Origin of the sequence: Actinomadura decatromicini, assembly GCF_008121305.1 — a bacterium.
Classification (GTDB): Bacteria; Actinomycetota; Actinomycetes; order Streptosporangiales; family Streptosporangiaceae; genus Spirillospora; species Spirillospora syzygii.
Window position 1 is genome coordinate 250,090 of sequence record NZ_VSRQ01000005.1, and the last position, 24,524, is coordinate 274,613.

The following is a 24,524-nucleotide window of genomic DNA, read 5'->3' on the forward strand; positions in this document are numbered from 1 at the left end:
GCCTGTCTGCGTGACCACGATCTCGGAGTACGAGCGGCTCCTTCGCGGGGCGGCTCTGCGGGTGACCCGTCCGCGGGTGGCGGTACTGAGAGCGGTCCACGCCCACCCGCACGCGGACACGGACTCGATCATCGGCGCCGTCCGGCACGACCTGCCGAAGGTGTCCCACCAGGCCGTCTACGACTCGCTGCACGCGCTGACGGCGGCGGGGCTGGTACGGCGGATCCAGCCGTCCGGCCACGTGGCCCGGTACGAGTCGCGGGTCGGGGACAACCACCACCACGTCGTCTGCCGGTCCTGCGGCGCCATCGCCGACGCCGACTGCGCCGTCGGCGAGGCGCCGTGCCTCACCGCGTCCGACGACAGCGGCTACGCGATCGACGAGGCCGAGGTCATCTACTGGGGCCTGTGCCCCACCTGCTCCGCAACCTAGAGAGTTCCTGCATCCACCCCCGCAGTGCCCTGGGAGGGAACCACACATGTCAGAGAACAAGGAAACAATCGCCTACGACACGAACGCGGCAGGCGAGGGCGGCTGCCCGGTCGCGCACACGCGCGCCCCGCATCCGACCCAGGGCGGCGGCAACCGCGGCTGGTGGCCGGACCGGCTCAACCTGAAGATCCTCGCGAAGAACACCGCCGTGACGAACCCGCTCGGCGCGGACTTCGACTACCGGGCGGCGTTCCAGACGCTGGACCTGCCCGCCGTGAAGCGCGACATCGCGGAGGCGCTCACCACCTCGCAGGACTGGTGGCCCGCCGACTTCGGCAACTACGGCCCGTTCATCATCCGGATGGCGTGGCACAGCGCGGGCACCTACCGGGTCAGCGACGGGCGCGGCGGCGCCGGGTCCGGGCAGCAGCGCTTCGCGCCCCTGAACAGCTGGCCGGACAACGCGAGCCTCGACAAGGCCCGCCGGCTGCTGTGGCCGGTCAAGCAGAAGTACGGCCAGAAGATCTCCTGGGCCGACCTCCTCATCCTCGCCGGAAACGTCGCCCTGGAGTCCATGGGCTTCACGACGTTCGGCTTCGCCGGCGGGCGCGAGGACGCCTGGGAGGCCGACGAGGACGTGTTCTGGGGCCCGGAGACGACCTGGCTCGGCGACGAGCGCTACACCGGCGACCGCAACCTGGAGAGCCCGCTCGGCGCGGTCCAGATGGGCCTGATCTACGTCAACCCGGAGGGCCCGAACGGCAACCCGGACCCGATCGCGGCGGCCCGCGACATCCGCGAGACGTTCGGCCGGATGGCGATGAACGACGAGGAGACCGTCGCGCTCATCGCGGGCGGCCACACGTTCGGCAAGACGCACGGCGCGGGCCCGGCCGACCACGTCGGCCCCGAGCCGGAGGGCGCCCCGCTCGAACAGCAGGGCCTCGGCTGGAAGAGCAGCTACGGCACCGGCAAGGGCGCCGACGCGATCACCAGCGGCCTTGAGGGCATCTGGACGAACACCCCCACCACCTGGGACAACAGCTTCTTCGATATCCTGTTCGGGTTCGAGTGGGAGCTGTTCAAGAGCCCGGCGGGCGCGCACCAGTGGCGGCCGAAGGACGGCGCCGGCGCCGACCTCGTGCCGGACGCGCACGACCCGTCCAAGCGCACCCACCCGACGATGCTCACGACCGACCTGTCGCTGCGCTTCGACCCGATCTACGAGCCGATCTCGCGCCGGTTCCACGAGAACCCGGACCAGTTCGCGGACGCCTTCGCCCGCGCGTGGTTCAAGCTGACCCACCGCGACATGGGGCCGATCGCCCGCTACCTCGGCCCGGAGGTCCCGTCCGAGGTGCTGGTGTGGCAGGACCCCGTCCCGGAGGTCGACCACGAACTGGTCGACGCCGCGGACATCGCCGACCTCAAGCGGCGGATCCTGGAGTCCGGGCCGACGATCGCGCAGCTCGTGTCGGTGGCGTGGTCGGCGGCGGCGACGTTCCGCGGCACCGACAAGCGCGGCGGCGCGAACGGCGCGCGGATCCGGCTGGAGCCGCAGAACAGCTGGGAGATCCACGAGCCGGACGAGCTCGCGATCGTCCTGCGCGCGCTGGAGGGCGTCCAGGAGTCGTTCAACGCGGCGCAGACCGGCGGCAAGCGGGTGTCGCTCGCCGACCTGATCGTCCTCGGCGGGGTCGCCGCGGTCGAGCAGGCCGCGAGGGCGGCGGGCCACGACATCGAGGTCCCGTTCACGCCGGGGCGCACCGACGCCTCGCAGGAGAGCACCGACGTCGAGTCGTTCGCGCACATGGAGCCGGGCTCGGACGGGTTCCGCAACTACCTGGGCAAGGGCGAGCGGCTGCCCGCCGAGAACCTGCTCGTCGACCGGGCCAACCTGCTCACGCTGAGCGCGCCCGAGATGACGGTGCTGGTCGGCGGCCTCCGCGCGCTCGGCGCGAACCACGGCGGGTCGTCGCTCGGCGTCCTCACCGACCGTCCGGGGACGCTCACGAACGACTTCTTCGTCAACCTGCTCGACATGGGGACCACCTGGTCCCCGGCCGAGGACGGGACGTACGAGGGACGCGACGCGAGCGGCCAGGTCCGCTGGACCGGCAGCCGCGTCGACCTCCTCTTCGGCTCGAACTCGGAGCTGCGCGCCGTCGCCGAGGTCTACGGCAGCGACGACGCGAAGGAGAAGTTCGTGCGCGACTTCGTCGCGGCCTGGGACAAGGTCATGAACCTGGACCGCTTCGAACTGCGCTGATCCAGCCGTCTCGCCTGAGATGACGCCAACGTCCAGGCCGACCCGCGAGGGGCGGCCTGGACGTTCGCTTTTCTGGTCTCGCCCCGTCCCCCGGGGCCCCGGCCCCCCGGGCGGCCCCGCCCTCTCGCCTGGGGACGGTCGCGCGGGTGGGCGGGGCCGGTCACCCGCGGCACCGCTCCCAAGGTGCGGGGTGACCCCTCGGCGACGGCTGGGGAAGTCACCGCCGGTATCTCCCTCAGCGCCGCCGCCCGCCGATGTGTCACAGCTAACTGGCGGCGGACGATTGCGTCCTCACTCGGCCAAATGTCGTGGTCATTTGGGTTCGTGGGGATATGACGGGTATCAGGTGGATGGACCACTGGCACTGGGGGCGATCATGACCGTGGTCGGAACGTGGAACATCGAGAACTTCTTCAAGCCGGGCGGCGATTTCGGTCCGAAGGACAAGGCCGCCTACGACGCCAAGCTCGCGGGCCTCGCCGCGACGATCCGGACGTCCGGGGCGGACGTCCTGGCCGTCGAGGAGGTCGGGGACCCGGACGCGCTCGCCGAGCTGGCGGGCCGCCTCGACGGGGAGTGGTCGCACACCACGTCCGCGATCTTCGATGAGAAGCACCCGATCCGCGTCGGGTTCCTGTCCCGGCTCCCGCTGGAGGTGATCGCGGACCGGGCCCCGTTCCCGCGTCCGCTGGCCCCGATCCAGGCGGGCGACGACGGCGGGACGGCCGACCGGATGGGGCGCGGCGCGCTCGCCGTCCGCGTCACCGAGGCGGACGGCCGGAAGCTCGACCTCGTCGCCGTCCACCTGAAGAGCAAGCTGCTGTCGTTCCCGCCGGCACCGGGCGGGCACCACTCCCGGTTCCAGCCGCGCGACGAGGGGGAGCGCGCCCGCGTCGCGGCCTACGCCCTCTACCGGCGGGCGGCCGAGGCCGTCACCGCGCGGGCCCTCGCCGACGAGCTACTCGCGGGCGAGGGCCGGTCCCGGCAGGTGATCGTGATGGGCGACCTCAACGACGAGCCGGAGTCGGCGACGACGCAGATCCTGCTCGGCCCGCCCGGCTCCGAGCTCGGCACGCCGGGCGCGGACCGTCCCGACAAGGGCGACGGGAGCCGGCTCTGGAACCTCGCCCCGCGCATCCCCGAGGGCGAGCGGTTCTCCCGCGTGTTCCACCAGCGGCACGAGCTGATCGACCACCTGCTGGTGTCGCACGCGCTGGTCGGACGCGCGCTCGACGTCCACACCCTGCGGGCGCAGGACGGCGGCCTCCCGTCCGTGACCGATGACCCGGCGGACCGGCGCGACGACCCGGCGTCCGACCACGCGATGGTCTTCACCCGCCTCGCCGCCTGACCCGCCCTCGCTCTAGGCGAGCGAGTCGAGGTGCGCGGCGACGGCGGCGCGCATGGCCTCCGGCGTGGCGACGTCCGGACGCGTCGCCGCGTGCACGGCGAGCCCGTCGACCAAGGCGTGCAGCCGGTCGGTCTCGGCCTCCACGTGCCGGGAGCCGAGCGCCTCGACGAGCCCGCGGCAGCCCGCCCGCAGGGCGTCGTAGCCCTCGTTCCGCAGCGCGCGCAGCTCGGGATCGACCATCGACCTGGCCGTGAACGCGAGCCACACCTCGTTCTCGGCGGCGCGCTCGGCGTCCATCGGCAGCAGTTCGGCGAGGACCCGCTCGGCCCGCCGCCGCGGGTCGGGCTCGGCGGGCAGCGCCGCGATCCGCCGCTCGATCCGCTCCATGATCATCCGTAGCGTGAAGGCGAGCAGCTCGGACTGGGTGGCGAAGTAGTGCCGGAGCGACCCGGCCGACAGCCCGGCCTCCCGGGCGACGTTGCGGACCGACGCCCGCTCCAGGCCGTCCCGCCGGACGACCCGCCAGACGGCCGCCGCCACCTCCAGCCTGCGCTCCACCGGGTCCACGACTTTGGGCATGGGCTTTTTATAGCACACTCGTGTTACCATCGCCTTGATAACACAGTCGTACTAAAAAGGAGGATCGTGATGGCGCGACGACCCGGGACCCGGACTCCGGCCTGGCGGCGGCCCCTCGTCGCGGGCGCGGCCTCGTCCGTCCTGCTGCTCGCGGGCGCGGGACTCGGCGCGGCCGGGGCGCTGCAGGCGTCCGAGGGCGGCTACTTCTCGACCTCGCCGCACCGGTTCGCGACGCCGGCGGCGGCGCTCAAGTCCGACGAGATCGACGTCGGAACGGACAGCGCGCACGCGGCGGACCCGAACCCCGACATCGGCGAGGCGGCGCGCGTGCGGATCGTCGTCCGGGCGTCCGACCCGTCCGTGCCGGTGTTCGTGGGGATCGGGCCGAAGGCGCGGGTCGAGGCGTACCTGCGCGGAACGGCCTACGACGACTTCAGATCGGCCGACCTGAAACCGTTCCGCGCGACGTTCGCGCGCGTCCCGGGCGCCGCGCGGGCCCCGGCCCCGGCGGGGCGACCGCTGTGGGTCGCCACTGCCCAGGGCACCGGAACCCGCACGCTGACCTGGGACAAGACCGGCGGCGCCTGGTCCGTGGTGGTCATGCGGCTGGACGGCCGTCCCGGCGTCGACGTGACCGCCTCGATCGGGCTGCGGTTCGGCTTCCTGGTCCCGGCCGCCGCCGGCGCCCTGCTGACCGGGACCCTCCTCCTCGGCTACGTCGCGTGGGCCCGCCGCCGCCCCGGCGACTCCGGCTCCGACTCCGGCTCGGGTTCGGGCGACGTCCGGGGGAGGACGGTCAGCGCCGGCAGCGCCGCGCCGATCAGGAGCACGGCGCTCAAGGCCAGCCCCAGGGCATAGCGCGACATGAAGTAGAACGCCGTCGAGTGCCACCATGAACTGCGTGACGGCCACGAAGGCGAGCGTCGGCGCCGGCCGCGCGGCCGATTCGGGCTTCGAAGCCTGCCCCCTTCCCGGCCGACGGGGCGCCGCCCGCCTGCCGCGATCGCCCGCGGCGGAATTGCTCCGGCGCGATATGGCGGCGAATCCCCGCCGCCACTCCCGGCCGTGCCGGCGGCCGGAGTGAAGAAAGGCGACGGCGATTTCGCCGCGGCCGCCTTTCCGGCGCGGAATGGTCCGGACGGCGCCGTGGCGGGGCCCGATTCAAGAGCGAATTCAGCGCCGCGCAAAACGCGCCGCACGGGTTCGCCGACGGATCCCGCCCCGGCCGGTTCGCTCCGGAAGCCGTCCCTCGCCCGCGTTCCAACGGGCGCGGGCGCCGGGGACGATGCCCCTATAGCCCACGTCGCGCGGCCGCACCGGCCGTCCGCCGAGGACCTCGCGCGCGCGGATCCTCGCGGCGGCGCGCGAGCTCATCGACCGGGACGGCCGGGAGGCGCCGACCATCCGGCGGCTCGCCGCCGAGCCGGGCGCCGGGGCGGCGAGGACGCCCGCTGGACGGTCGAGGCGATCGTGACCGGGGCCGAGGACCGCGGATGCACGCCCGCGCAGGCCGTCCACGTCTTCCGCAGCGTGTACTCCTCCACGGTCACTACTACACGGTCGGCGAGGGACGCCTGCGCCCGTGGCCTGGCCGCCTTCGTCGACGGGCCGGTCGCACAGATCGCGTCAACTGATCTTTAGACCGGAACGGGACACGTTCGACGCCCCTGTGCACACCCATCGTCGGGTCCTTTTCCGGCTGCACATAACTTGCTTTACGGACTGCCCGCCGGGTCGTTTCAGAATGCCCCGGCATGTGATGGAACGGTCCTTGTCAAAAATGCCATCATTGACGTTCGATAATCGATGATCATGTCGAACAGTGCGCCCCCTTCCGTCGATCGGGAGCGGCCAGGGAATGTTAAAAGCTGCTGATTGACAACACTTGGGGGCAAAGTTACTCTCCGTTGAGATCCTGGATCTACGTCCATTGACGGGCGCCTGTTTAAATCCGGATTTCCGGCGCCCGCCTCTTCGATATTCGAAGAAAAAAATAGTTCCAGTCCCAGCGAAGAGGAATCGCATGCGTAAAGGGATCGCACTTATCGCCGCGGGCGCCTCGGCGCTCGCGTTGACCGCGGCGTCCGTCGCGCCGGCCGCCGCGGCCATGCCGCGCCTGGTCCGCGGCCCCGACGGGGTAACGATCGAGATCGCGACCGTGAACGGCTCGGGCTGTCCGATCGGCACGGCCGCCGTCGCCATCTCGGACGACAAGGAAGCCTTCACGGTCACCTACAGCGACTACATGGCGCAGATCGGCGGCTCGACCAAGCCGACCGACGCTCGCAAGAACTGCCAGATCGCGATGAAGGTGCACGTCCCCCAGGGCTTTACCTACGCCATCGCCCAGACGGACTACCGCGGCTACGCCTTCCTGAACCAAGGCGTCAAGGGTATTCAGCGGGTCACCTATTACTTCCAGGGCAACACGCAGACCGAATACCTCACGCACAACCTGGCCGGCACGTACGACAACAACTTCCAGTTCACCGACAAGGTGCCGGTGTCCCAGCTCGTCTGGCGGACGTGCGGCGAGGAGCGCAACTTCAACATCAACACCGAGCTGCGCCTCGACAAGGGCACCTCGGACGGGTCGAAGGTCAGCTTCATGGCCATGGACTCGACCGACGGCAGCATCAAGACGACCTATCACTTCGCCTGGAAGAAGTGCTAGTAGCCCCGCCACCCCACCCTGAAGGAGAAACGACCAATGCGCAAAGCAGTGACCGCGTCGGCGGCATGCCTCTCGGCTCTCGCCCTGACCACGGGCATGGCCCAGGCCGCCGTGAACGACCCGCCGCCCCCCGGTAAGATCACGCTCGAAGTCCTCACGGTCAACGGCTCGGGCTGCCGCGCCGGGACGGCCGCGGTGGCGCCGGCGGCCGACAACACGGCCTTCACCGTCACCTACAGCGACTACCTCGCCCAAGCCGGCGGGAAGTCCAAGCCGACCGACATGCGGAAGAACTGCCAGCTCAGCCTCGGCGTGCACATCCCGCAGGGCTTCACCTACGCGATCGCCAGCGCCGACTACCGCGGCTACGCGAACCTGGCCGACGGCGCCTCCGGTCTGGAGCGCGCTAGCTACTACCACCAGGGCCAGTCCCAGACCGCTGCCGTCAGCCACACCATCAAGGGCAAGTACGAGGACAACTGGCAGTTCACCGACAGCACACCGGTGGGCGCCCTCGTGTGGAAGCCCTGCGGCGAGGACCGCAACTTCAACATCAACACTGAGCTGCGCGTCGACAAGGGAACCTCCGACCCCGACGAGACCAGCTTCCTCTCGTTCGACTCCGCCGACGGCGGCGTTAAGACGATCTACCACTTCGCCTGGAAGAAGTGCCCGGCACGACACTGATCCGAACAGGCCGGGCCGCGACCTCCCTGGGAAGGACGCGGCCCGGTCACCCCCGGCTCCCGCGCCGCCTTCCCAGGACGCGCCCTCCCCGGGGAGGGCGCGGCGGGCGGCGCGGACCACGCCCCACCCTCGCCTCACCGACGTCCCGCCGGGCGGGCGCCACACCCCACTGGCGCCGCGCCCGACCGGGCGGACCGTCCGGCCCCGTCCCGCGCGAGCGAGCCCCCTAGGCGTCCCCGCCGCTCGCGCGGTATGGCGCGCCGGGCGCGGACGGATCCAAGGTTTTCGCGTTGTTCGTCTTCTCGGACGAAATGTGCGGTTGGAAGGTCGTACGGGACGGTCACCCTGTGTGCCGTGAAAGTCGCCATTGTGACCGAGTCGTTCCTCCCGCAGGTCAACGGTGTCACCGGCTCCGTCTGCCGCGTCCTCGAACAGCTCGCCGCGCGCGGGCACCAGGCGCTGGTCGTCGCGCCCCGTCCCGGCCCGGAGTCCTACGCGGGGGCGCGGGTGGAGCTCGTCCCCGGCGTCCGGCTGCCGTTCTACTCCTCGGTCGTCGTCGGGTTGCCGACGAGGCGCGTCACCGCTGTCCTGCGGGACTTCGCGCCGGACGTCGTCCATCTCGCCGCGCCGATGATGCTCGGCGTGTCCGGGCTGGCGGCGGCCGAGCGGCTGGACGTCCCGGCCGTGGCCGTCTTCCAGACCGACATCGCCGGGTTCGCCCGCCGCTACGGCCTGCGCGGCACCGACCCGACGGTGTGGTGGTGGCTGCGCCGCGTGCACGGGCGCGCCGACCGGACGCTGGCCCCGTCCACTCCCGTGCTCGCGGAACTCGACAGGCGCGGCGTCCCGCGCCTGTCGCTGTGGGGACGCGGCGTGGACCGCCGCCGGTTCAACCCCGCGCACCGGTCCCCCGAGACACGGGCCGCGCTCGCGCCTGACGGCGAGGTCCTGGTCGGCTACGTCGGACGCCTCGCCGCCGAGAAGCGCCCGAGGATGCTCGCGACGCTCGCCGGCCTGCCCGGCACGCGCCTGGTGATCGTCGGCGACGGCCCCGAGGAGCGCCGCCTGCGCCGCCTCATGCCCGACGCCGTCTTCACCGGGTTCCAGACCGGGACCGAGTTGTCGCGGCTCATGGCGTCCCTGGACGTGTTCGTCCACACCGGCGCGGACGACACGTTCTGCCAGGCGGTTCAGGAGGCGCTCGCCTGCGGGGTGCCGGTCGTCGCCGCAGCGGCGGGCGGGCCGCTCGACCTCGTCCGGCCCGGCGTGAACGGCCTGCTGTACGCGCCCGACGACGGCGACGGGCTCCGCGCCGCCGTCGCGACGCTGGCCGCCGACCCCGACCTGCGGCTTCGTCTCGGCGCCGGTGCCCTCGCCTCCGTCGAGGGGCGCGGCTGGGACGTCGTGTGCGAGCAGCTCATCGACCACTACCTCCAGGCGGCGGGCGGCGAGTGCGCGCGGGAGGCGGCCGTCCAGCGCGCGGACGACGCGGCATGAGCGGGTTCCCGTTCGTCGTGTCCGTGCACGACGTGTCGCCCGGCACCGCGTCCGCCGCCCGGCGCTGGCTCGCCGACCTCGACGAGCGCGGCGTGCCCGCCACGCTTCTGCTGATCCCCGGCCCGTTCGGGGACGGCCCGGCGCTGCCCGACGACGCCGACCTCGTCGAGTACCTGCACGCGGCCGCCGGACGCGGGCACGAGCTCGCCCTGCACGGATACCGGCACGAGGGCGTCCCCGGCGGCCCGCCCTGGCGGCGCGGCGTCAACCGCGTGCTGGTCAGAGGGGCCGGGGAGTTCTGGACGCTGACCGAGGAGCAGGCCGGGCGGCGCTTGCGCGCGGGCCTCGAGACGCTCGCCGAGGCGGGCATCGACGTCGTCGGGTTCACGCCGCCGGGCTGGCTCGCGTCCCCCGGCACCCGGCGCGCGCTGGCCGCGCTCGGCTTCGCCTACTGGACGAGCCACCTCGCCGTCCACCGGCTGCCCGGCGGGCCGATCCGGCGGATGCCCGCGCTGTCGCACCGTCCCGGCGGGGCGGGGGAGCGCGCCGGGGCCCGCCTGATGGTCGACGCGGCCCGCACGTTCGCCCGGCTCCGCATGCCGTTCCGCATCGCGCTGCACCCCGCCGACCTGGCCCGTCCCGGCCTGCGCCGCGCCGCCCTCTCCGCCATCGACCTGACCGTCGCCGCGGGCGGCCGCCCGACCACCTACCGGGCGCTGGTCGGGGCATGAGGATCGTCCAGCTCGCCAACCTGTACAGCCCGGTGTCCGGCGGGCTGCGCACCGCCGTGGACATGCTCGGCGCGGGCTACGCCGCCGCCGGACACCAGCGCGCCCTGGTCGTGCCCGGCCGCTCCCACACCCGGACGGAGAGCGAGAAAGGGCTGCTCATCACGGTTCCCGGCGCGTCGGTCGCGCCCGGATACCGGCTCGTCCTGGACCCGCGCCCGGTGCTGCGCGTCCTCGCCCGCCTCGAACCGGACGTGGTGGAGGTCTCCGACAAGGCGAGCCTCACCGTGGCGGCGCGCTGGGCCCGCCGCCACGGCGTGCGCGCCGTGCTGTTCTCCCACGAGCGGCTGGACGCGATCCTCGCGCCGCGCATGCCCGGCGGCCTGCCCGTCGCCCCGCTCACCGACCGCTGGAACCGGCGGCTCGCGACGATGTTCGACGCGGTCGTGGCGACCTCGGCGTTCGCCGCCGCCGAGTTCGCCCGCGTGGGGACGCCCCGGCTGCACCGCGTCCCGCTCGGCGTGGACCTCGCCACCTTCCGCCCGTCCGAGCGCACGCCCGTCTCTGGAGCGTTCCGACTGGTCCACCTGGGACGCCTCTCCCGCGAGAAGCGCCCCGACCTGGCCTTGAAGGCGCTCCGGGAACTCCGCCGCCGGGGCGTCCCCGCCCATCTGGACGTCATCGGCAGCGGACCCCTCCAACCTTCGCTCCGCTCCTACGCCGCCCGCGCGTCGCTCCCGGTCCGCTTCCACGGCCACGTCCACCGCCGCGCCGACGTGGTCCGCCTCCTCGCGGCTGCCGACGTCGCCCTTTCGACCTGCCCCGTCGAATCGTTCGGCCTGGCCGTTCTGGAAGCTCTGGCCTGCGGCGTCCCGGTGGTCACGGCCGACCGGGGCGCCGCCCGGGAGCTTCTGGCTCCGCAGGCCGGAATCGCTGCCCCGCCGACCCCGGCGCACTTCGCGACCGCCGCCGAACACCTCTTGGCCCTCCCACGAGAGACCCGCCGCACCGCCGCCCGAACCCGCGCCGAGCACTACCCCTGGACCACTCCCACCGCCCGAATGCTGCAAATCCTGGACGGGCGAGTTTGACAAATCTCGCCGATCCGAGGGGTGGTTCGGTTGGAACTTGTGACGAATATTCGGATTCCGGACGGCGGTCTGGTCCCCTACCTGCGGGGGCTTATTCGGGCTTTATGGAGGATCGGGGAGTGGTCTTGTCCAGAGAGCGGACGCAGGGTTAACGTTCAACTACCTGATAGGAGAATTCCTATCGCTTGAGCGCTCATGTCCCGCCCCCCCGCCACCGCCTCTGCGCAAGGACGCGCGCCGACCAAGCCGCACGGGCCCCTTTCGAGCGCCCGGCTCCCATGCCGCGAATGGCGTCCGTCCATGCGCGAGGCCGGTGGCCATGACGAAAGCCCCCTGCCCACCCCCGAAAACAGGGAAGTCCCGCATGAAGTCATCCAGGCGTAAGCTCGCCGCCGTCGCGGCGGGTGTGGGGATCGCACCGCTGGTCACCGTCGTCCTGCCCGCCACGGCGGCGCTCGCGCACGGGTACGTGTCCGCGCCGTCGAGCCGGCAGGCCCAGTGCGCGCAGCACATCGTCCAGTGCGGAGAGATCCAGTGGGAGCCGCAGAGCGTCGAAGGGCCGAAGGGCCTGCAGAGCTGCAGCGGCGGAAACTCGCGGTTCGCCGATCTCGACGATGACAGCAAGCCCTGGAAGCCCACCACGGTCGGCGGTTCCGTGACGTTCAGCTGGACGTTCACCGCCAAGCACAGCACCAAGAGCTACGAGTACTTCCTCAACGGACGGCGCCTCGCGACGTTCAACGGGCAGAGCTCGTCGCACACCGTCAACCTCGGCGGAGTGACCGGACGGCAGAAGGTGCTGGCGGTCTGGAACATCGCCGACACCGCGAACGCCTTCTACGCCTGCATCGACCTGCAGGTGCAGTAATACGCGGTAAGGGAATGGCGGCCGGGCGAAAGCCCGGCCGCCGTTTTCATTCGGTCACCCGGAGGACGCGGAGCTGAGTGGCGACCAGGCGGTAATAGCCGACGAGCGTGACGAGTTCGTACAGGCGAGTCAGGCCGAGGGCGTCGGTCGCTGCTGCAAAGGCGTCGTCGGTGAGGTCGCCGGTGGCGGCCAGTTCGCGGGCGGCGGCGAGGACGGCCGCCTCCGCCGGGTCGTCCAGGGGGCAGGCCGCGCCGGTGCGGACGGCGGCCAGCTCGTCCTCGGTGAAACCGGCCTGGAGCGCGGCGTGGCTGTGGACGGCCCACTCGTACTCCGACCGCTCGTGCGCCGCGACCGCCAGGATCGCCAGCTCCTTCTGGCGCGGGGTGAACCCCGTCCCGTAGCGGACGGCGGTGCCGAGCTCCTGCAGCGCGTCGCCGAGTCCCGGGCTGAGCAGCATGCCGTTGAACGGGCCGCGCAGGCGTCCCTCCTCGTCGGCGAGCGGGAACGGGCGGCTGCCGGTGGCGCGGGCGCTGGCGAGCAGGCGGTCGTAGAGCTCGCGCTGCTCGGCGGTCAGGTCGGCGGGGCGGAACGCGTCGACGCGAGCAGGCATGGATTCCCCCGGTGAGATGCGTTGGGTCAGTGTGCGGGTGCGCCGCTGGTCTGGAAGCTGTTGTGGTAGGCGAACGTGCGGCGCTCTTCGGCGGTGACGGTGCGCATGACCTGGGCGCGCCAGGGCGTGTCCGTCGCGGCGCGGTAGGCGTCGGTGGCGAAGACGGCGGGATCGTCGATCTCGTGGAGGGCGAGGAAGCGGGGCGCGTCGCCGTCCCGGAGGACGTAGCGGCGGGTCCGTCGCCAGCCGGGCAGCGCGTGCAGGGCGGGGACGTGCTCCTCGGCGTACCAGGAGTGGAACGCGGCCTCGTCGCGGGGCGGGACGGTGATCGCGCGGGCGAGGAGGAGCGGCGGCGGCGCAGCGGCGGGCGCGCCGTGGTCGTCCGGCAGGTGGTCGTCCGGCAGGTGGTCGTCCAGCAGCTCGTAGACGCGGCGGTCGAGGGACTCCAGGGCCGCCATGACGGCGCTCTCCCGCGCGCTGCGCCGGTCGCGCAGCGCGCGGTACTCCGGAGTCTGGAGGACGTCCAGGTCAAGGTCGTACCATGCGAGCCAGGACGGCGCCGCGCCGTCGGTCGCCCGGTACCGGTGGCCCTGGCGGACGCCCGGCAGCGCGAGCCGCGCGGGGCCGTGCTCGGTGTCGTACCAGTCGTGGAACCCGTCCTCGTCGCCGTCGCGCGGTTGCGACAGGACGTAGAGCAGACCTTCCGTCACGATGGCCCTTCCGTCATGCCGCAGACTGGGAGCTGTCCGCGGAGTTCGTTCTACTGACGAACGTCCGTGCGTCGGTAGTTTACTTTGGAGTCGGGAGTCAAGGAATGTCAAGGCAGGACCCGGATGTGATCGACTCCGTCGAGAAGGCGTTCCGCGTGCTGGAGGCGTTCTCGGCGGAGCACCCGACGCTGACCGTGAGCGAGGCCGCGGAGCTCACCGGGCTGTCCCGGGCGACGGCCCGGCGCATCCTGCTGACCTGCGTCCGGCTCGGGTTCGCGGAGGTGGACGACCGCCGGTTCCGGCTCCTGCCGCGCGTCCTGCGGCTCGGCTACGGGTACCTCGCCTCGCTGCCGATCTGGGAGCGCGCCCAGCCGCACATGCGGCGGCTGGCCGAGGAGGTGCGCGAGTCGTGCTCGGCGGCGACGCTGGACGGCGAGGAGATCGTCTACGTCGCCCGCGTCCCCGCCAAGCGCAGCATGTCGATCGTCCTGAACGTGGGCTCGCGGCTGCCCGCCCACCCGACGTCCATGGGACGGGTCCTGCTGGCCGCCCTGCCGCCGGAGGGCCTCCGCGAGCGGCTCGGCGCGATGCGGCTCGACCGGCTCACCCCGAACACCATCACCGACCCGGACGCGCTGGCCGCCGAGCTCGGACGTGTCCGCGACCAGGGCTACGCGGTCGTGGACGGCGAGCGCGAGGAGGGCGTCCGGTCGGCGGCGGCGCCGGTGCGCGACCGGTCGGGCGCCGTCATCGCGGCCATCAACGTGTCGGCCAACGCCGGACGCGTCTCGGTCGCCGAGCTGCACGAGCGGTTCGTCCCGCTGGTCGTGCAGGCGGCCGACGCCATCTCCCGCGACATCGACTTCGTCCCGTCCGCCTAGCCCTGGAACCGCGGGGCCACAAGTCGTGGCCCGCCGGGCTCTTGACCCGCGTCGGTACGTCGGTCACACTCGCTCTCTAACCGGCGTACAACTGTGCGTCCGACGAACAGAGGTGAGCGATGTCCGGTGCCACGTCCGTCCTGCGGGCCGCCTTCACCACGAAGCTCTGGCTGACGGTCCTCGTCGCCCTCGCCCTCGGCGCCCTGCTCGGCCTCGCCGCGCCGGACGCGGGCGCCGCCATGCAGCCCCTCGGGGACGGCTTCATCTCCCTCATCCGGATGCTCGTCGGCCCGGTGATCTTCTGCACGATCGTGACCGGGATCGTCTCCGCCGGGGCGCTCGCGGGCATGGGCCGCGTCGGCGTCAAGGCCCTCGTCTACTTCGAGGTCGTCACCACGATCGCGCTGGTCATGGGCCTGGTCGTGATGGACGTCCTGCGCCCGGGCGACGGCGTCCACGCCGACCCGGCGGCGATCAAGCTCACCGGCAAGGCGTCCGAGTACGCGGCCGCCGGAGAGCACCAGCACTGGTACGACTTCCTCGTCAACATCATCCCGCAGAGCGTGGTCAGCGCCTTCGTGGACGGGAACGTCCTGCAGATCCTGCTCGTGTCCGTGCTGTTCGCCGTCGCGCTGAAGATGATGGGCGAGCGGGCCGCCCCCATCGCGCGCGGGGTGGAGCGGGTCGGCGAGGCCGTGTTCGGGATCGTCCGGCTGGTCATGTACCTGGCGCCGGTCGGCGCGTTCGGCGCGATGGCCTACACCACCGGCAAGTTCGGCCCCAAGACGCTGACCAGCCTCGGCACGTTCGTCGGCCTGTTCTGGGCCACCGGCATCGTCTTCTGCCTGGTCGTGCTCGGCGTGGTCGCGCGGCTGTGCGGCATCCGCGTCATCCCGCTGTACCGCTACTTCAAGGACGAACTGCTCATCACCCTCGGCACCGCCAACTACGAGGCCGTCATGCCGCAGCTCATCGAGAAGCTGGAGCGGCTCGGCTGCCCGCGCCCGATCGTGGGGCTCGTCGTCCCGTCCGGATACGCGTTCAACTCCGACGGCGTCTGCCTCTACATGGGGTTCGCGGGCCTCTACATCGCGCAGGCGTTCGACATCCAGATGTCGCTGTGGCAGCAGCTCGGGCTGCTCGCCGTCTTCCTCATCACGTCCAAGGGCGGCGCGGGGATCGCGGGGGCGGGGTTCGTGCTGCTGGCCGCGAGCCTGTCCACGACGGGCGTCGTCCCGATCGCCGGGATCATGCTGATCTTCGGGGTCGACCGGTTCCTGTCCATGATGCGCGGCATCGTGAGCCTGTGCGGGCAGATGCTCGCCAGCATCGTCGTCAGCACGTGGGAGGGCGTGTTCGACCGCGACCGCGCCCGCGAGGTCCTCGCCGGGCGCGCCCCGGCCGACGCCCCGGCGTCCGCCGAGCCGCTCCCGGCGCCCGCCGGAGACCCCGCCTGACGCCAGGCGGGCAGGCGTCAGGCGGGCAGGCGGAGGGCGAGGACGGCGACGTCGTCCTCGCCGCTCGGCTCGATGCGCTCCAGGAGCTTGTCGCACAGGTCGGGCAGCGGGAGCTGCGCCAGGTGCGAGGCGTGCCTGCGCAGGCTCGTGAGCCGGTCGGTGATGTCGATGCCGCGCCGCTCGATCAGGCCGTCGGTGTAGAGCAGCAGCGTGGACAGCGGCGGGAGGTCCCGGTCGCCGTCCGGCCGGGGCGCGCTGAGGTCGGGCTCGCCGAGGAGCAGGCCGTGCTCGTCCAGGAACCGGGTGCCGCCGTCGTTCGTGATCAGCAGCGGCGGCGGATGCCCCGCGTTGCACCAGCGCAGCCGCCACGTCCCCGCGGGACGCCGCTCGACCCGGCCGAACACGGCGGTGGCGAGGTCGGCGTCGCTGACGGCGGCCATCACGCCGTCCAGCCGGGCGAGGACGGCGCTCGGCGGCTGGGCCATGTCCCAGGCGAGCGCCCTCAGCATGTTGCGGACCTGCGCCATGTGCGCCGCCGCCGGCAGGTCGTGGCCGACGATGTCCCCGATGACGAGGCCGGTGGCGCCGTCCGGGAGGGCGAACGCGTCGTACCAGTCGCCGCCGACCCAGCTCACCTGCGTCGCGGGCACGTACCTCGCTTCGAGCCGCAGGTCGCCCGGCTGCGGCAGGGGCGCGAGCAGGTTGTGCTGCATCGCCTCGGACGTGTTGCGCTGCTCCGCGTACAGCCGGGCGTTCGCGAGGACGAGCCCGGTGCGGCGCGCGACGTCCTCCACGACGAGCCTGTCGTCCGGCCCGTAGCCGTAACCGGGACGGGAGTAGCCGAGCGTCAGCGCGCCGTAGGTCTCGCCGCGCGCGGCGAGCGGGGCGATGATCGCGCTCTGCGCGTCCATGACCTGGAACAGCTCGTACTGCGCGGCGCCGAGCGGCTCGTCGGAGCGCACGTCGGCGCCGCCGGCGACCACGACCGCCGCCCCGCCCCGCAGGACCTGGGCGAGCGGCCCGCGCGGCGCCCGGGGCAGCGGCGGCAGCGGCCCCTCCAGCGCGGCGATGTCGGCGGCGGACAGCTCGCGGTGCGTCGCGGCGACCCGCTCGACCCGGCCGTCCGGGACGAGGAGGTCGACCTCCGCCCAGTCGCCGAGCGCGGGCACCACCAGCCGGACGAGCCTGCGCAGCAGCTCCTCTTCGTTCAGCGTCGACGCCAGCACCGTCGTGATCTCCGCGACGAGCCGCAGCCGCGCGTTCGCCCGCCGCTCCCTTGCGAGCCGGTCGCGCCGCTCCCGCTCGACGGCGTCGCGCTCGGCGGCGTCCTGGAAGACGATCACCAGCCCGGCGACCGTCCCGCCGTCCCCCAGGAGGGAGCCGTAGATCGGCGCGGACGACCAGGAGCAGGTGATCAGGCGTCCATCGCGGTGGGCGAACCGCTGGCCGTCCCCGTGGTCGGGGACGCCCGTGCGGAGCACCCGCAGCAGGCGGCACTGCCGCTCCGGCGGGACGCGCCCCTCGGCGTCCCGGTGGAGGAACCGGTGCATGCGCCTGCCGAGCACCTCGTCGCGCGTGTACCCGAGGAGCTCCTCCGCCCTCGGGTTCCACGCCGTGACGCGGCCCGCCTCGTCCGTCGCGAGGACGCCGGAGTTCATCGCGTCCACGAGACGGTCGTGGGACATGCCCGACTGCGTGCCCGGCGACCCGCCCGACCGATCGTCCACCTGCCCGGCCATCCTCACCCCCTCTGGAGCGGACACCCAGGCCCATTCCCGCCGTTTCACCCCGGACACTCCGGCCCGGGGTGCGGGACGGCTACTGGTCGGCGGGGGCCGCCTCCGGCTGCCACCAGGTGAAAGAGTGGATGTACCAGCGGCCGTCGCGGGCGGGACGCCGTCCGTAGGTGAGGGCGACGATGCCGCGCCCCGGCCCCCGGTCCAGCGCGCGGTGCGCCGACTCCAGCGGGGTGGGGATGGCGTTGTAGATCTCACCGAGCAGCAGCCGCGCCGACGCCCGCAGCTCCAGCCGCAGGTGGATCGGTTCGCGGGCCCGGGTGGCGGTGCGGGCCAGGAACTCCTGGACGACCGCCGTCATGTGGTCGGTGAGGTCGCCCGCCGCCGGTCCGAGGCCCCACCTGCGCAGGGCGCCGTGGACCGTCCGGCGGGCCTGCGCGGTCGCCGCCCGCCCGGCCGGCAACTGCCATCGGCCGATGCGCAGCACGGGCCCCGGGTCGTCTTCGGCGGCAAGCTGTGCGGACGCGGTCACTGGGCTCTCCGATCAGGAAACTGTCCTGGACCGGGGAAGGGCCACACTGCCGATCTCACGGGACCAGGCGCGGTTCTGCCGTTGCTGCCGCGTTGGTTCCCATTGCGCGCCGGGGCATGCGGGCCCGTTCCCGGTCGTCGCGGACCGGTTCCTATGTCGCCGGGGACGGCCGGCAGAGCGGCCCGCGCGGGGAACGGCCTCGGCATCGCGAGTGTACGTCACCGGACGCGGCGCGACCCTCCCCCTCGGGGTTCCGGGCGTACACTCGGGGCCGACGAGGGTTTCTCGATGCGGGCGGCCAAGCACGCGTCCCCTGGTTTCTCGACGCTCGGTCCTCCTCGGGCCGGTCAGGTCCGGCGCCCCGTCGCCGTCACGCCGTCCCGTCCCGGGTGCTGAGGTCACGAGGGGGAATGCGGGATGACGACATGACCGGCGACGATCTTCCGGTGACCCTGTGGGGTCCGCCGAACACGACCGGCAGCGCGGCCGACGGGCGGCGGCTCGCCGCGTCGTTCGACCTGATGCGGGCCGTCCTGGACGGGACCCCGCTGACCGGCCTGCTGACCCTCCTGGCCGAGCGCGCCCGCGCCCTGGCGGACGTCCCGCTGGCGTTCGTCGCGCTGCCCGCCGAGGACGCCAACACCCTGCGGATCGCCGTCGCGGTCGGCGAGGGCGCGGGCCGGCTCCGCGGGCTGACGGTGCGGCGCGGCCGGTCGATGCTCGGCCGGGCGTTCAGCTCCCGGCGGGCGCTGTCGGCGCGGATCGCGGCCGACCAGACGCTCACCGAGCTGCCGCCTGGACCGATCCTGATCCTGCCGCTGGACACCGGGGAGGCGACGCGCGGGGTGCTCGCCGTCCTCGGCCGGCCCGGCGCGGGGCCGTTCAGCCCGGCCGCCGCGCGCCATCTGCTGCTGTTCGCCGACACCGCGGCGCGTCTCGTCCAGCTCGCGGAGGACAGGCGGGCGGCCGCTCGGCCGGACGAGCCCGCGCAGACGGGGATCGTCCCGCCGCCCGCCACCGTCCACGCGAACGTGACCCCGCCGGGCGGGGATCACGGCGGGTGACGTCACGGCTGCGGAACGACGTTCCGGGAGCTGTCGGCCGTTGAACTGACGGCCGTCGAGCGACCGCCGGTGAACCGGCGGTTACGAGACCTTCGATCGGTGAACGGCGCCCGGCCGGTCGGGGAACATCGAGCCATTTCTCCGGGACGGACGCCGTTCCCGGAGTTTCTCGGACGTTCCGTACGTGCCGGGCATCGATGTCAGAGCTTGAAGAGCTTCGCGTACGGGGCGGGAATCCGGACCTTGCCGGACCCGAAGTCGACGACGACGGCGCCGCCGGCCTCGACCTCGACGACGCGTCCGAGGCCGTACTTGTCGTGGGTGACCTGGTCGCTCGGCTCGAACTGCTGGACCGGCGGAGCGGCTGACGGAGGCGGGAAAGGGCTGGTCGGCAGGTGCCGCCGCCGGGTGGGACGGGAGGAGTTCATAACCGCAGTATGCGCCGTGGACGGGAGCGGCGTAGGGTCACCCCGGCAGTTGACGCCGAATCGATCCCGCGTCGCGACCCGACCGCCGTCCAGAGCCCCGCGCCTGTGGTAGCGTTCGGGTGTTGCGGTTCCCATAGACATGTTCATGCGCCTGTCGGATCTGACCTCAGGCGCATTTTTTGTTGTTCTGGATCTTCCGGATGGGCCATCGCGGCGTGCTCGCCCGCGCACGGTGTGCGAGCGAGACCGACCAGAAGGAGACGACATGGCCACCGGTACGGTCAAGTGGTTCAATTCCGAAAAGGGCTTCGGCTTCATCGAGCAGGACGGCGGCGGCGCCGACGTCTTCGCCCACTACTCCAACATCGCGACGCAGGGCTTCCGCGAGCTCCAGGAGGGCCAGAAGGTGACGTTCGACATCACCCAGGGCCAGAAGGGCCCGCAGGCGGAGAACATCGTCCCGTCTTGATCGTGATGGCCGCGCGGCGGCCGGCTCCTCGGGGCCGTCCGCCGCGCGTGCCGCCCGTCCAGATATTCGGCACGGCCCGCGGCCCACGTTCCGCCGGCCGGCACCCGGTTCGTTCTTGAGAACCCTCCGCGCCCCTTCCGGCGCAGCGGAGCACTTCCTCGACACGCGCCGCTTCGAGGAAGGCTCAGCCACCATGCCCGACGACTCCCGGCAGACCTCGCGAAAACGCGCGTCCGCGCCGCGCCAGCGTCCCGGCCGCCGCCGCCCTGCGCGGCCCCGCGCCGACGCCGCCGCCCGCCCGCGCGCCGAGGCCGCCCGTCCCGCCCCGTCCGTCGCCTCGCTGCCGCCCGTGGAGTCGTTCGCCGACCTGCGGATGCCCGCGCCGCTCCACGCCGAGCTGGCCCGGCAGGGGGTGACGTCCCCGTTCCCGATCCAGGCGGCGGCGCTGCCGAACGCGCTCGCCGGACGGGACGTCCTCGGCCGCGGCCGCACCGGCTCCGGCAAGACCCTCGCCTTCGGACTCGCCCTGCTCGCCCGCACCGCCGGGCACCGCGCCGAGTCCCGCGCGCCGCTCGCGCTCGTCCTCGTCCCCACCCGTGAACTCGCGCAGCAGGTCGCGGGCGCGCTCGACCCGTACGCCGACGCCGTCGGCCTGCGGATCGCGACGGTCGTCGGCGGCATGTCGCTCGTCCGGCAGGCGACCGCCCTCGCCCGCGGCGCGGACGTCCTGATCGCCACTCCCGGACGCCTCGCCGACCTCATCGAGCGCGGCGACTGCCGTCTCGACCGGGTCCGGACGACCGTCCTGGACGAGGCCGACCAGATGACCGACATGGGCTTCCTGCCGCAGGTCACCCGGCTTCTGGAGCAGACGCCGGGCGGCGGGCAGCGGATGCTGTTCTCCGCGACGCTGGACAAGAACGTCGACCAGCTCGTCCGCCGGTTCCTCAGCGACCCGGTCACCCACTCCGTCGACCCGCCCGCCGGGGCCGTCGGCACGATGGAGCACCACCTGCTGCACGTCGCGGACGCCGACAAGCACGAGACCACCGTGCACATCGCCGCCCGCGACGAGCGCGTGATCATGTTCGTGGGCAAGAAGTACGCGGCGGACCGGCTCGTCCGCAAGCTCACGGCCCGCGGCGTCCGCGCCGCCGCGCTGCACGGCGGCAAGACCCAGTCGCAGCGCAACCGCGCGCTGGACGGCTTCCACGCCGGAGACGTCACCGTGCTGGTCGCCACCAACGTCGCCGCCCGCGGCATCCACATCGACGACCTCGACCTCGTCGTCAACATCGACCCGCCCGACGACCACAAGGACTACCTCCACCGAGGCGGCCGCACCGCCCGCGCGGGCCGGACGGGAACCGTGGTCACGCTCGTCCTCCCCGACCAGCGTCGCGACGTGAACGACCTGATGGCGCAGGCGGGAATCAGGCCGAACTCGACGGACGTCCACCCGGGCGCCCCCGAACTGACACGCATCACCGGCGCCCGCGAGCCGTCCCGGCCCGCCCCCGACACCACCCGCAAGCCCGCGTCGGCCGCCGGGCGCAACGCTGCTTCGGGCACTGGGCGCAAGGCCGCTCCAAGCAGTGGGCGTAAGGCTGCTCCGGATGGCGGTCGCGACGCCGGGCAGGCGACCGGGCGCGACGCTGGACGTCCGCGGAAGCGGCGTTCGGCCGCCGGGCAGGGCGGGCGTCCGCAGAACTCGCATGACGCGCCCAAGCGCAACCCCCGCCGCGCCCGCCGTCCGTCCTCCTACAACACCTGACCGACCCCCAGGCGGTCAGGGGGAGCGGTAGCCCTCCGGGCTCCGGGAGGGCTGGACGCGTGCCGGGCCGACCGCGCACGCAGGGCGACGCCGGGCCACCGGCGCGGCGACGGCTCGCCGCGGGCGGCCTCCGCGCCGTTGAGGACGGCCGCGTGCGGCGTACCCGGGAACGTCCGCAGCGTCACCTCGCCGTTCATGCCGAGGCGGGGACGGTCGCGGGCTCGGCGGCGGATTCCGCGCTCGTCCGCCGCAGGAAGACGGCGACGAGAGCGGCGGCGGCGAGGCAGCCCAGGGCGTTGACCAGGATCGCCAGGCGGACGCCGCTCAGGACGGTGTCCGCCGTCTCGATCCCGCCGAGGGCGTGGACGCGGGCCGCGACGATCGTGCTCATGATCGGGATGCCCATCGTGATGCCGATCTGCTGGCTCATCGTCGCGAGGCCGCCCGCGAGGCCCTGCTCCTCGTCCGGCAGGCCGGACGTCGCGGTGACCATGAAGCCGACGATCGCGACCAGGTTCGCGACGCCGCCCGCGAACGTCGCGACGAGCAGCAGCGCCATCCACGCGGAGTCGGAGCCGAGCAGCGCGAGCGGCAGGGTCGCGGCCGTCTGCACGGCGAAGCCGAGGATGAGGGTCCGCTTGGTGCCGACCCGTCCGATGACCTTCGGCGCGAGCATGCCGCCGAGGACCGTCCCGAGGCCGAGGAGCGCGAACGACAGCCCGGCCGACAGCGGCGAGAACCCGAGGACCTTCTGCATGTACAGGGTCAGCAGGAAGACGAGCGAGGTCTCGGTCGCGAACGCGAGCAGCCCGGCGACGTTGCCCCAGGCGATGCCGCGGCGCCGCAGCAGGGGCATCGGCACGAGCGGGGCGGCGACGCGGGTCTCGACCAGCCAGAACACCGCCAGCAGCACGACCCCGCCGAGCAGGGCGGCGAGCACCAGCGAGTCGCCCCAGGACTCCTCGCTCGCCCTGGTCAGCCCGTACACGATCGCGAGCAGCCCGAGCGTGACGGTGAGCGCGCCGAGGACGTCAAGCCGCGGCCGCCGGGACGGCCTGCTCTCCGCCAGCACCAGCGGCGTCACGACGAGCACCGCGGCGGCGACCGGCACGTTGATGAAGAACGCCCAGCGCCAGCTCAGCTGGTCGGTCAGCACGCCGCCGAGGATCGCGCCCGTCGTGAAACCGGCCGCCATCAGCGCGCCGTTCAGCCCGAGCGCGCGGTCCCGCAGCGGACCGGACGGGAACGACGTCGTCAGCAGCGAGATGGCGGTCGGCGTCACGGCGGCGGTGGCGAGGCCCTGCGCCGCCCGCGCGGGCAGCAGCCACTCCGGGGACCCGGCGAGCCCGCCCACCAGCGAGGCGACGCCGAGGAGCGCCATCCCCGCCAGGAAGACGCGGCGGCGGCCGAACAGGTCGCCGATCCGGCCGAAGAGGAGGGTGAACCCGGCGGCGCAGAGAGCGAACACGGTCGCGACCCATTGCAGGTTCGCGAGGCCGAGACCGACGCCCGCGCCGATGTCGGGAAGGGCGACGTTGAGGATGGAGAAGTCCACCGCGAGCGTGAAGCTCGCACTGAGCAGGACGAGCAGGACGATCCGCTGCTGGCGGCTCATCCCGGCGGCCTTCCGCTCGGCGCCCGTTCGTTGATCGATGCTGGTCATGCGCTCTTTTCCTCTGTCCGGGAGCGTTTCCCGGATCACGCTAGGCATGACCGCGCGGGCCAACCAGAAACTGGACTTCCTGGCACTGACAGGGATAGGAAGGGCCGCCGCGCCCGTGCATAGGCTGGCCGCATGGCCGAAAGCGAAAAGCGGACCCCGCTGGGCGAGTTCCTGCGCAGCCGCAGGGCCGCCCTGAAACCGGAGGACGCGGGCGTCGTCTCGTACGGGGCGCGCCGGGTCCCGGGCCTGCGCCGGGAGGAGCTCGCCCAGCTCGCGGGCGTCAGCGCCACCTACTACACGCGGCTGGAGCAGGGGCACAGCGTCAACGCCTCGCCGGCGGTGATCGACGCCCTCGCCCGTGCGCTGAACCTGGACGCCGACGAGCGGGCGCACCTGCACGAGCTGGCCAGTCCCACGCCGGGGAAGCGGCGGCGGCCGTCCCGTCCCGCGACCGCCCGGCCGGGGACGCGGCAGCTCATCGAGGCCATGGGCGGCGACGTCCCGGCGGTCGTCCTCGGACGCCGCACCGAGGTGCTCGCCTGGAACGACCTCGGGCACCGCCTTCTGGCCGGGCATTATGCGGCCGACGCGCCGGATCGTCCGGCCGACCGTCCGAACCTCACCCGGATGCTGTTCCTGGACGCCCACCACCGCGACCTCTACGCCCGCTGGCAGGAGGAGGCGACGCGCGCGGTCGCGTCCCTGCGCGTGGTGGCCGGACGCTTCCAGGACGACCGCGAACTCGCCGAGCTGATCGGGGAGCTGTCGATGCGCAGCCCGGAGTTCGCGTCGCTGTGGTCGAAGCACCCGGTCGCGACCTGCGCGTCGGGCACCAAGTACTTCCGCCATCCCGAGGTCGGCGAGCTGGCGCTCCAGTTCGAGGCGCTCCACCTGCCGGACGACTCGGGCCACCGGATCCTCATGTACAGCGCTGAGCCGGGCTCCGCGTCCGAGGCCGCGCTGCGCCTCCTGCGCGCGAAGACCACCGAACCCTCCGAGCCCGCGCGGACCAGGTGAGGCGAG

23 protein-coding genes are annotated in these 24,524 nt (G+C 73.0%); 16 read left to right on the plus strand and 7 right to left on the minus strand.

Features of this window, described 5'->3' with window-relative positions:
- Window positions 1-10: 10 nt before the first annotated feature.
- The 3 genes from FXF68_RS23880 (at window position 11) to FXF68_RS23890 (ending at window position 4,053) form a co-directional block, all read left to right on the plus strand.
- Window positions 11-433 (plus strand): Fur family transcriptional regulator, encoded by a 423-nt coding sequence (locus FXF68_RS23880; RefSeq protein ID WP_187438074.1) that lies wholly within the window; start codon window positions 11-13, stop codon window positions 431-433.
- A 46-nt stretch (window positions 434-479) separates the two neighbouring features.
- Window positions 480-2,702: a catalase/peroxidase HPI gene (gene katG / locus FXF68_RS23885; RefSeq protein WP_148762835.1), complete on the plus strand. Its 2,223-nt coding sequence runs from the start codon at window positions 480-482 to the stop codon at window positions 2,700-2,702.
- A 376-nt stretch (window positions 2,703-3,078) separates the two neighbouring features.
- The gene (locus FXF68_RS23890) at window positions 3,079-4,053 is read left to right on the plus strand and encodes an endonuclease/exonuclease/phosphatase family protein (protein ID WP_148762836.1); all 975 of its coding nucleotides are present in this window, start codon (window positions 3,079-3,081) and stop codon (window positions 4,051-4,053) included.
- A 12-nt stretch (window positions 4,054-4,065) separates the two neighbouring features.
- On the opposite strand, the gene FXF68_RS23895 is transcribed toward FXF68_RS23890, so the two are convergent.
- Window positions 4,066-4,632 carry a TetR/AcrR family transcriptional regulator gene (locus FXF68_RS23895; RefSeq protein ID WP_148762838.1) on the minus strand — a complete coding sequence of 189 codons (567 nt, stop codon included), beginning with the start codon at window positions 4,630-4,632 and terminating at the stop codon, window positions 4,066-4,068.
- Window positions 4,633-4,701: 69 nt separating this feature from the next.
- On the opposite strand from FXF68_RS23895, the gene FXF68_RS42515 reads away from it, so the two are divergent.
- The 7 genes from FXF68_RS42515 (at window position 4,702) to FXF68_RS23935 (ending at window position 12,177) form a co-directional block, all read left to right on the plus strand.
- Window positions 4,702-5,490 (plus strand): hypothetical protein, encoded by a 789-nt coding sequence (locus tag FXF68_RS42515; RefSeq protein WP_187438075.1) that lies wholly within the window; start codon window positions 4,702-4,704, stop codon window positions 5,488-5,490.
- Window positions 5,491-6,655: 1,165 nt separating this feature from the next.
- Window positions 6,656-7,306 (plus strand): DUF4360 domain-containing protein, encoded by a 651-nt coding sequence (locus FXF68_RS23910; RefSeq protein ID WP_148762842.1) that lies wholly within the window; start codon window positions 6,656-6,658, stop codon window positions 7,304-7,306.
- A gap of 36 nt (window positions 7,307-7,342) precedes the next feature.
- Window positions 7,343-7,993, plus strand: a complete 651-nt coding sequence (locus FXF68_RS23915) for a DUF4360 domain-containing protein (RefSeq protein WP_148347911.1) — start codon at window positions 7,343-7,345, stop codon at window positions 7,991-7,993.
- Between the two features lie 354 nt (window positions 7,994-8,347).
- Window positions 8,348-9,490, plus strand: a complete 1,143-nt coding sequence (locus FXF68_RS23920) for a glycosyltransferase family 4 protein (protein WP_222870060.1) — start codon at window positions 8,348-8,350, stop codon at window positions 9,488-9,490.
- Complete coding sequence (locus FXF68_RS23925) at window positions 9,487-10,221, plus strand: DUF2334 domain-containing protein (RefSeq protein WP_148762846.1); 735 nt, start codon at window positions 9,487-9,489, stop codon at window positions 10,219-10,221. The genes FXF68_RS23920 and FXF68_RS23925 overlap by 4 nt, the downstream gene beginning before the upstream one ends.
- Complete coding sequence (locus FXF68_RS23930; RefSeq protein WP_148762848.1) at window positions 10,218-11,309, plus strand: glycosyltransferase; 1,092 nt, start codon at window positions 10,218-10,220, stop codon at window positions 11,307-11,309. The genes FXF68_RS23925 and FXF68_RS23930 overlap by 4 nt, the downstream gene beginning before the upstream one ends.
- Window positions 11,310-11,673: 364 nt before the next feature.
- Entirely contained in the window at window positions 11,674-12,177 is a 504-nt protein-coding gene (locus FXF68_RS23935) for a lytic polysaccharide monooxygenase auxiliary activity family 9 protein (protein ID WP_148762850.1), read from the plus strand.
- Between the two features lie 46 nt (window positions 12,178-12,223).
- On the opposite strand, the gene FXF68_RS23940 is transcribed toward FXF68_RS23935, so the two are convergent.
- Complete coding sequence (locus FXF68_RS23940) at window positions 12,224-12,787, minus strand: carboxymuconolactone decarboxylase family protein (RefSeq protein WP_148762852.1); 564 nt, start codon at window positions 12,785-12,787, stop codon at window positions 12,224-12,226.
- A gap of 26 nt (window positions 12,788-12,813) precedes the next feature.
- A complete protein-coding gene (locus tag FXF68_RS23945; protein ID WP_148762854.1) occupies window positions 12,814-13,497 on the minus strand; it encodes a DUF4286 family protein in 684 nt (227 codons plus the stop codon).
- A 104-nt stretch (window positions 13,498-13,601) separates the two neighbouring features.
- Between FXF68_RS23945 and FXF68_RS23950 the strand changes: the two genes are divergently transcribed.
- Window positions 13,602-14,378 (plus strand): IclR family transcriptional regulator domain-containing protein, encoded by a 777-nt coding sequence (locus FXF68_RS23950; RefSeq protein ID WP_148762856.1) that lies wholly within the window; start codon window positions 13,602-13,604, stop codon window positions 14,376-14,378.
- Between the two features lie 119 nt (window positions 14,379-14,497).
- On the plus strand, window positions 14,498-15,835 hold the full coding sequence (locus tag FXF68_RS23955; protein ID WP_148762858.1) for a cation:dicarboxylate symporter family transporter: 1,338 nt from the start codon (window positions 14,498-14,500) through the stop codon (window positions 15,833-15,835).
- A gap of 17 nt (window positions 15,836-15,852) precedes the next feature.
- Here the strand turns inward: FXF68_RS23955 and FXF68_RS23960 are convergent, their stop codons facing one another.
- Both FXF68_RS23960 and FXF68_RS23965 read right to left on the minus strand, forming a co-directional pair.
- A complete protein-coding gene (locus FXF68_RS23960) occupies window positions 15,853-17,574 on the minus strand; it encodes a SpoIIE family protein phosphatase (RefSeq protein ID WP_148762860.1) in 1,722 nt (573 codons plus the stop codon).
- A 79-nt stretch (window positions 17,575-17,653) separates the two neighbouring features.
- Window positions 17,654-18,103 (minus strand): hypothetical protein, encoded by a 450-nt coding sequence (locus FXF68_RS23965; RefSeq protein WP_148762862.1) that lies wholly within the window; start codon window positions 18,101-18,103, stop codon window positions 17,654-17,656.
- A gap of 410 nt (window positions 18,104-18,513) precedes the next feature.
- Between FXF68_RS23965 and FXF68_RS23970 the strand changes: the two genes are divergently transcribed.
- Window positions 18,514-19,167, plus strand: coding sequence for a GAF domain-containing protein (locus FXF68_RS23970; RefSeq protein WP_187438076.1), 654 nt, complete (start codon window positions 18,514-18,516; stop codon window positions 19,165-19,167).
- A gap of 200 nt (window positions 19,168-19,367) precedes the next feature.
- On the opposite strand, the gene FXF68_RS23975 is transcribed toward FXF68_RS23970, so the two are convergent.
- A complete protein-coding gene (locus FXF68_RS23975; protein WP_148762866.1) occupies window positions 19,368-19,595 on the minus strand; it encodes a hypothetical protein in 228 nt (75 codons plus the stop codon).
- Between the two features lie 265 nt (window positions 19,596-19,860).
- On the opposite strand from FXF68_RS23975, the gene FXF68_RS23980 reads away from it, so the two are divergent.
- Both FXF68_RS23980 and FXF68_RS23985 read left to right on the plus strand, forming a co-directional pair.
- Complete coding sequence (locus FXF68_RS23980) at window positions 19,861-20,064, plus strand: cold-shock protein (RefSeq protein WP_067900481.1); 204 nt, start codon at window positions 19,861-19,863, stop codon at window positions 20,062-20,064.
- A gap of 193 nt (window positions 20,065-20,257) precedes the next feature.
- Window positions 20,258-21,838, plus strand: a complete 1,581-nt coding sequence (locus FXF68_RS23985; protein WP_148762868.1) for a DEAD/DEAH box helicase — start codon at window positions 20,258-20,260, stop codon at window positions 21,836-21,838.
- A gap of 193 nt (window positions 21,839-22,031) precedes the next feature.
- On the opposite strand, the gene FXF68_RS23990 is transcribed toward FXF68_RS23985, so the two are convergent.
- On the minus strand, window positions 22,032-23,501 hold the full coding sequence (locus tag FXF68_RS23990) for an MFS transporter (RefSeq protein ID WP_148762870.1): 1,470 nt from the start codon (window positions 23,499-23,501) through the stop codon (window positions 22,032-22,034).
- A 132-nt stretch (window positions 23,502-23,633) separates the two neighbouring features.
- On the opposite strand from FXF68_RS23990, the gene FXF68_RS23995 reads away from it, so the two are divergent.
- On the plus strand, window positions 23,634-24,518 hold the full coding sequence (locus FXF68_RS23995; RefSeq protein ID WP_148762872.1) for a helix-turn-helix domain-containing protein: 885 nt from the start codon (window positions 23,634-23,636) through the stop codon (window positions 24,516-24,518).
- The last annotated feature ends 6 nt before the right edge of the window (window positions 24,519-24,524 follow it).

Bases quoted from the DNA above. Each gene is read 5' to 3' on its own strand.
- katG (WP_148762835.1), top strand. From the start codon at position 480: ATGTCAGAGAACAAGGAAACAATCGCCTACGACACGAACGCGGCAGGC.
- FXF68_RS23890 (WP_148762836.1), top strand. From the start codon at position 3,079: ATGACCGTGGTCGGAACGTGGAACATCGAGAACTTCTTCAAGCCGGGC.
- FXF68_RS23895 (WP_148762838.1), bottom strand. From the start codon at position 4,632: ATGCCCAAAGTCGTGGACCCGGTGGAGCGCAGGCTGGAGGTGGCGGCG.
- FXF68_RS42515 (WP_187438075.1), top strand. From the start codon at position 4,702: ATGGCGCGACGACCCGGGACCCGGACTCCGGCCTGGCGGCGGCCCCTC.
- FXF68_RS23910 (WP_148762842.1), top strand. From the start codon at position 6,656: ATGCGTAAAGGGATCGCACTTATCGCCGCGGGCGCCTCGGCGCTCGCG.
- FXF68_RS23915 (WP_148347911.1), top strand. From the start codon at position 7,343: ATGCGCAAAGCAGTGACCGCGTCGGCGGCATGCCTCTCGGCTCTCGCC.
- FXF68_RS23925 (WP_148762846.1), top strand. From the start codon at position 9,487: ATGAGCGGGTTCCCGTTCGTCGTGTCCGTGCACGACGTGTCGCCCGGC.
- FXF68_RS23930 (WP_148762848.1), top strand. From the start codon at position 10,218: ATGAGGATCGTCCAGCTCGCCAACCTGTACAGCCCGGTGTCCGGCGGG.
- FXF68_RS23935 (WP_148762850.1), top strand. From the start codon at position 11,674: ATGAAGTCATCCAGGCGTAAGCTCGCCGCCGTCGCGGCGGGTGTGGGG.
- FXF68_RS23940 (WP_148762852.1), bottom strand. From the start codon at position 12,787: ATGCCTGCTCGCGTCGACGCGTTCCGCCCCGCCGACCTGACCGCCGAG.
- FXF68_RS23950 (WP_148762856.1), top strand. From the start codon at position 13,602: ATGTCAAGGCAGGACCCGGATGTGATCGACTCCGTCGAGAAGGCGTTC.
- FXF68_RS23955 (WP_148762858.1), top strand. From the start codon at position 14,498: ATGTCCGGTGCCACGTCCGTCCTGCGGGCCGCCTTCACCACGAAGCTC.
- FXF68_RS23960 (WP_148762860.1), bottom strand. From the start codon at position 17,574: ATGGCCGGGCAGGTGGACGATCGGTCGGGCGGGTCGCCGGGCACGCAG.
- FXF68_RS23970 (WP_187438076.1), top strand. From the start codon at position 18,514: ATGCGGGATGACGACATGACCGGCGACGATCTTCCGGTGACCCTGTGG.
- FXF68_RS23975 (WP_148762866.1), bottom strand. From the start codon at position 19,595: ATGAACTCCTCCCGTCCCACCCGGCGGCGGCACCTGCCGACCAGCCCT.
- FXF68_RS23980 (WP_067900481.1), top strand. From the start codon at position 19,861: ATGGCCACCGGTACGGTCAAGTGGTTCAATTCCGAAAAGGGCTTCGGC.
- FXF68_RS23985 (WP_148762868.1), top strand. From the start codon at position 20,258: ATGCCCGACGACTCCCGGCAGACCTCGCGAAAACGCGCGTCCGCGCCG.
- FXF68_RS23990 (WP_148762870.1), bottom strand. From the start codon at position 23,501: ATGACCAGCATCGATCAACGAACGGGCGCCGAGCGGAAGGCCGCCGGG.
- FXF68_RS23995 (WP_148762872.1), top strand. From the start codon at position 23,634: ATGGCCGAAAGCGAAAAGCGGACCCCGCTGGGCGAGTTCCTGCGCAGC.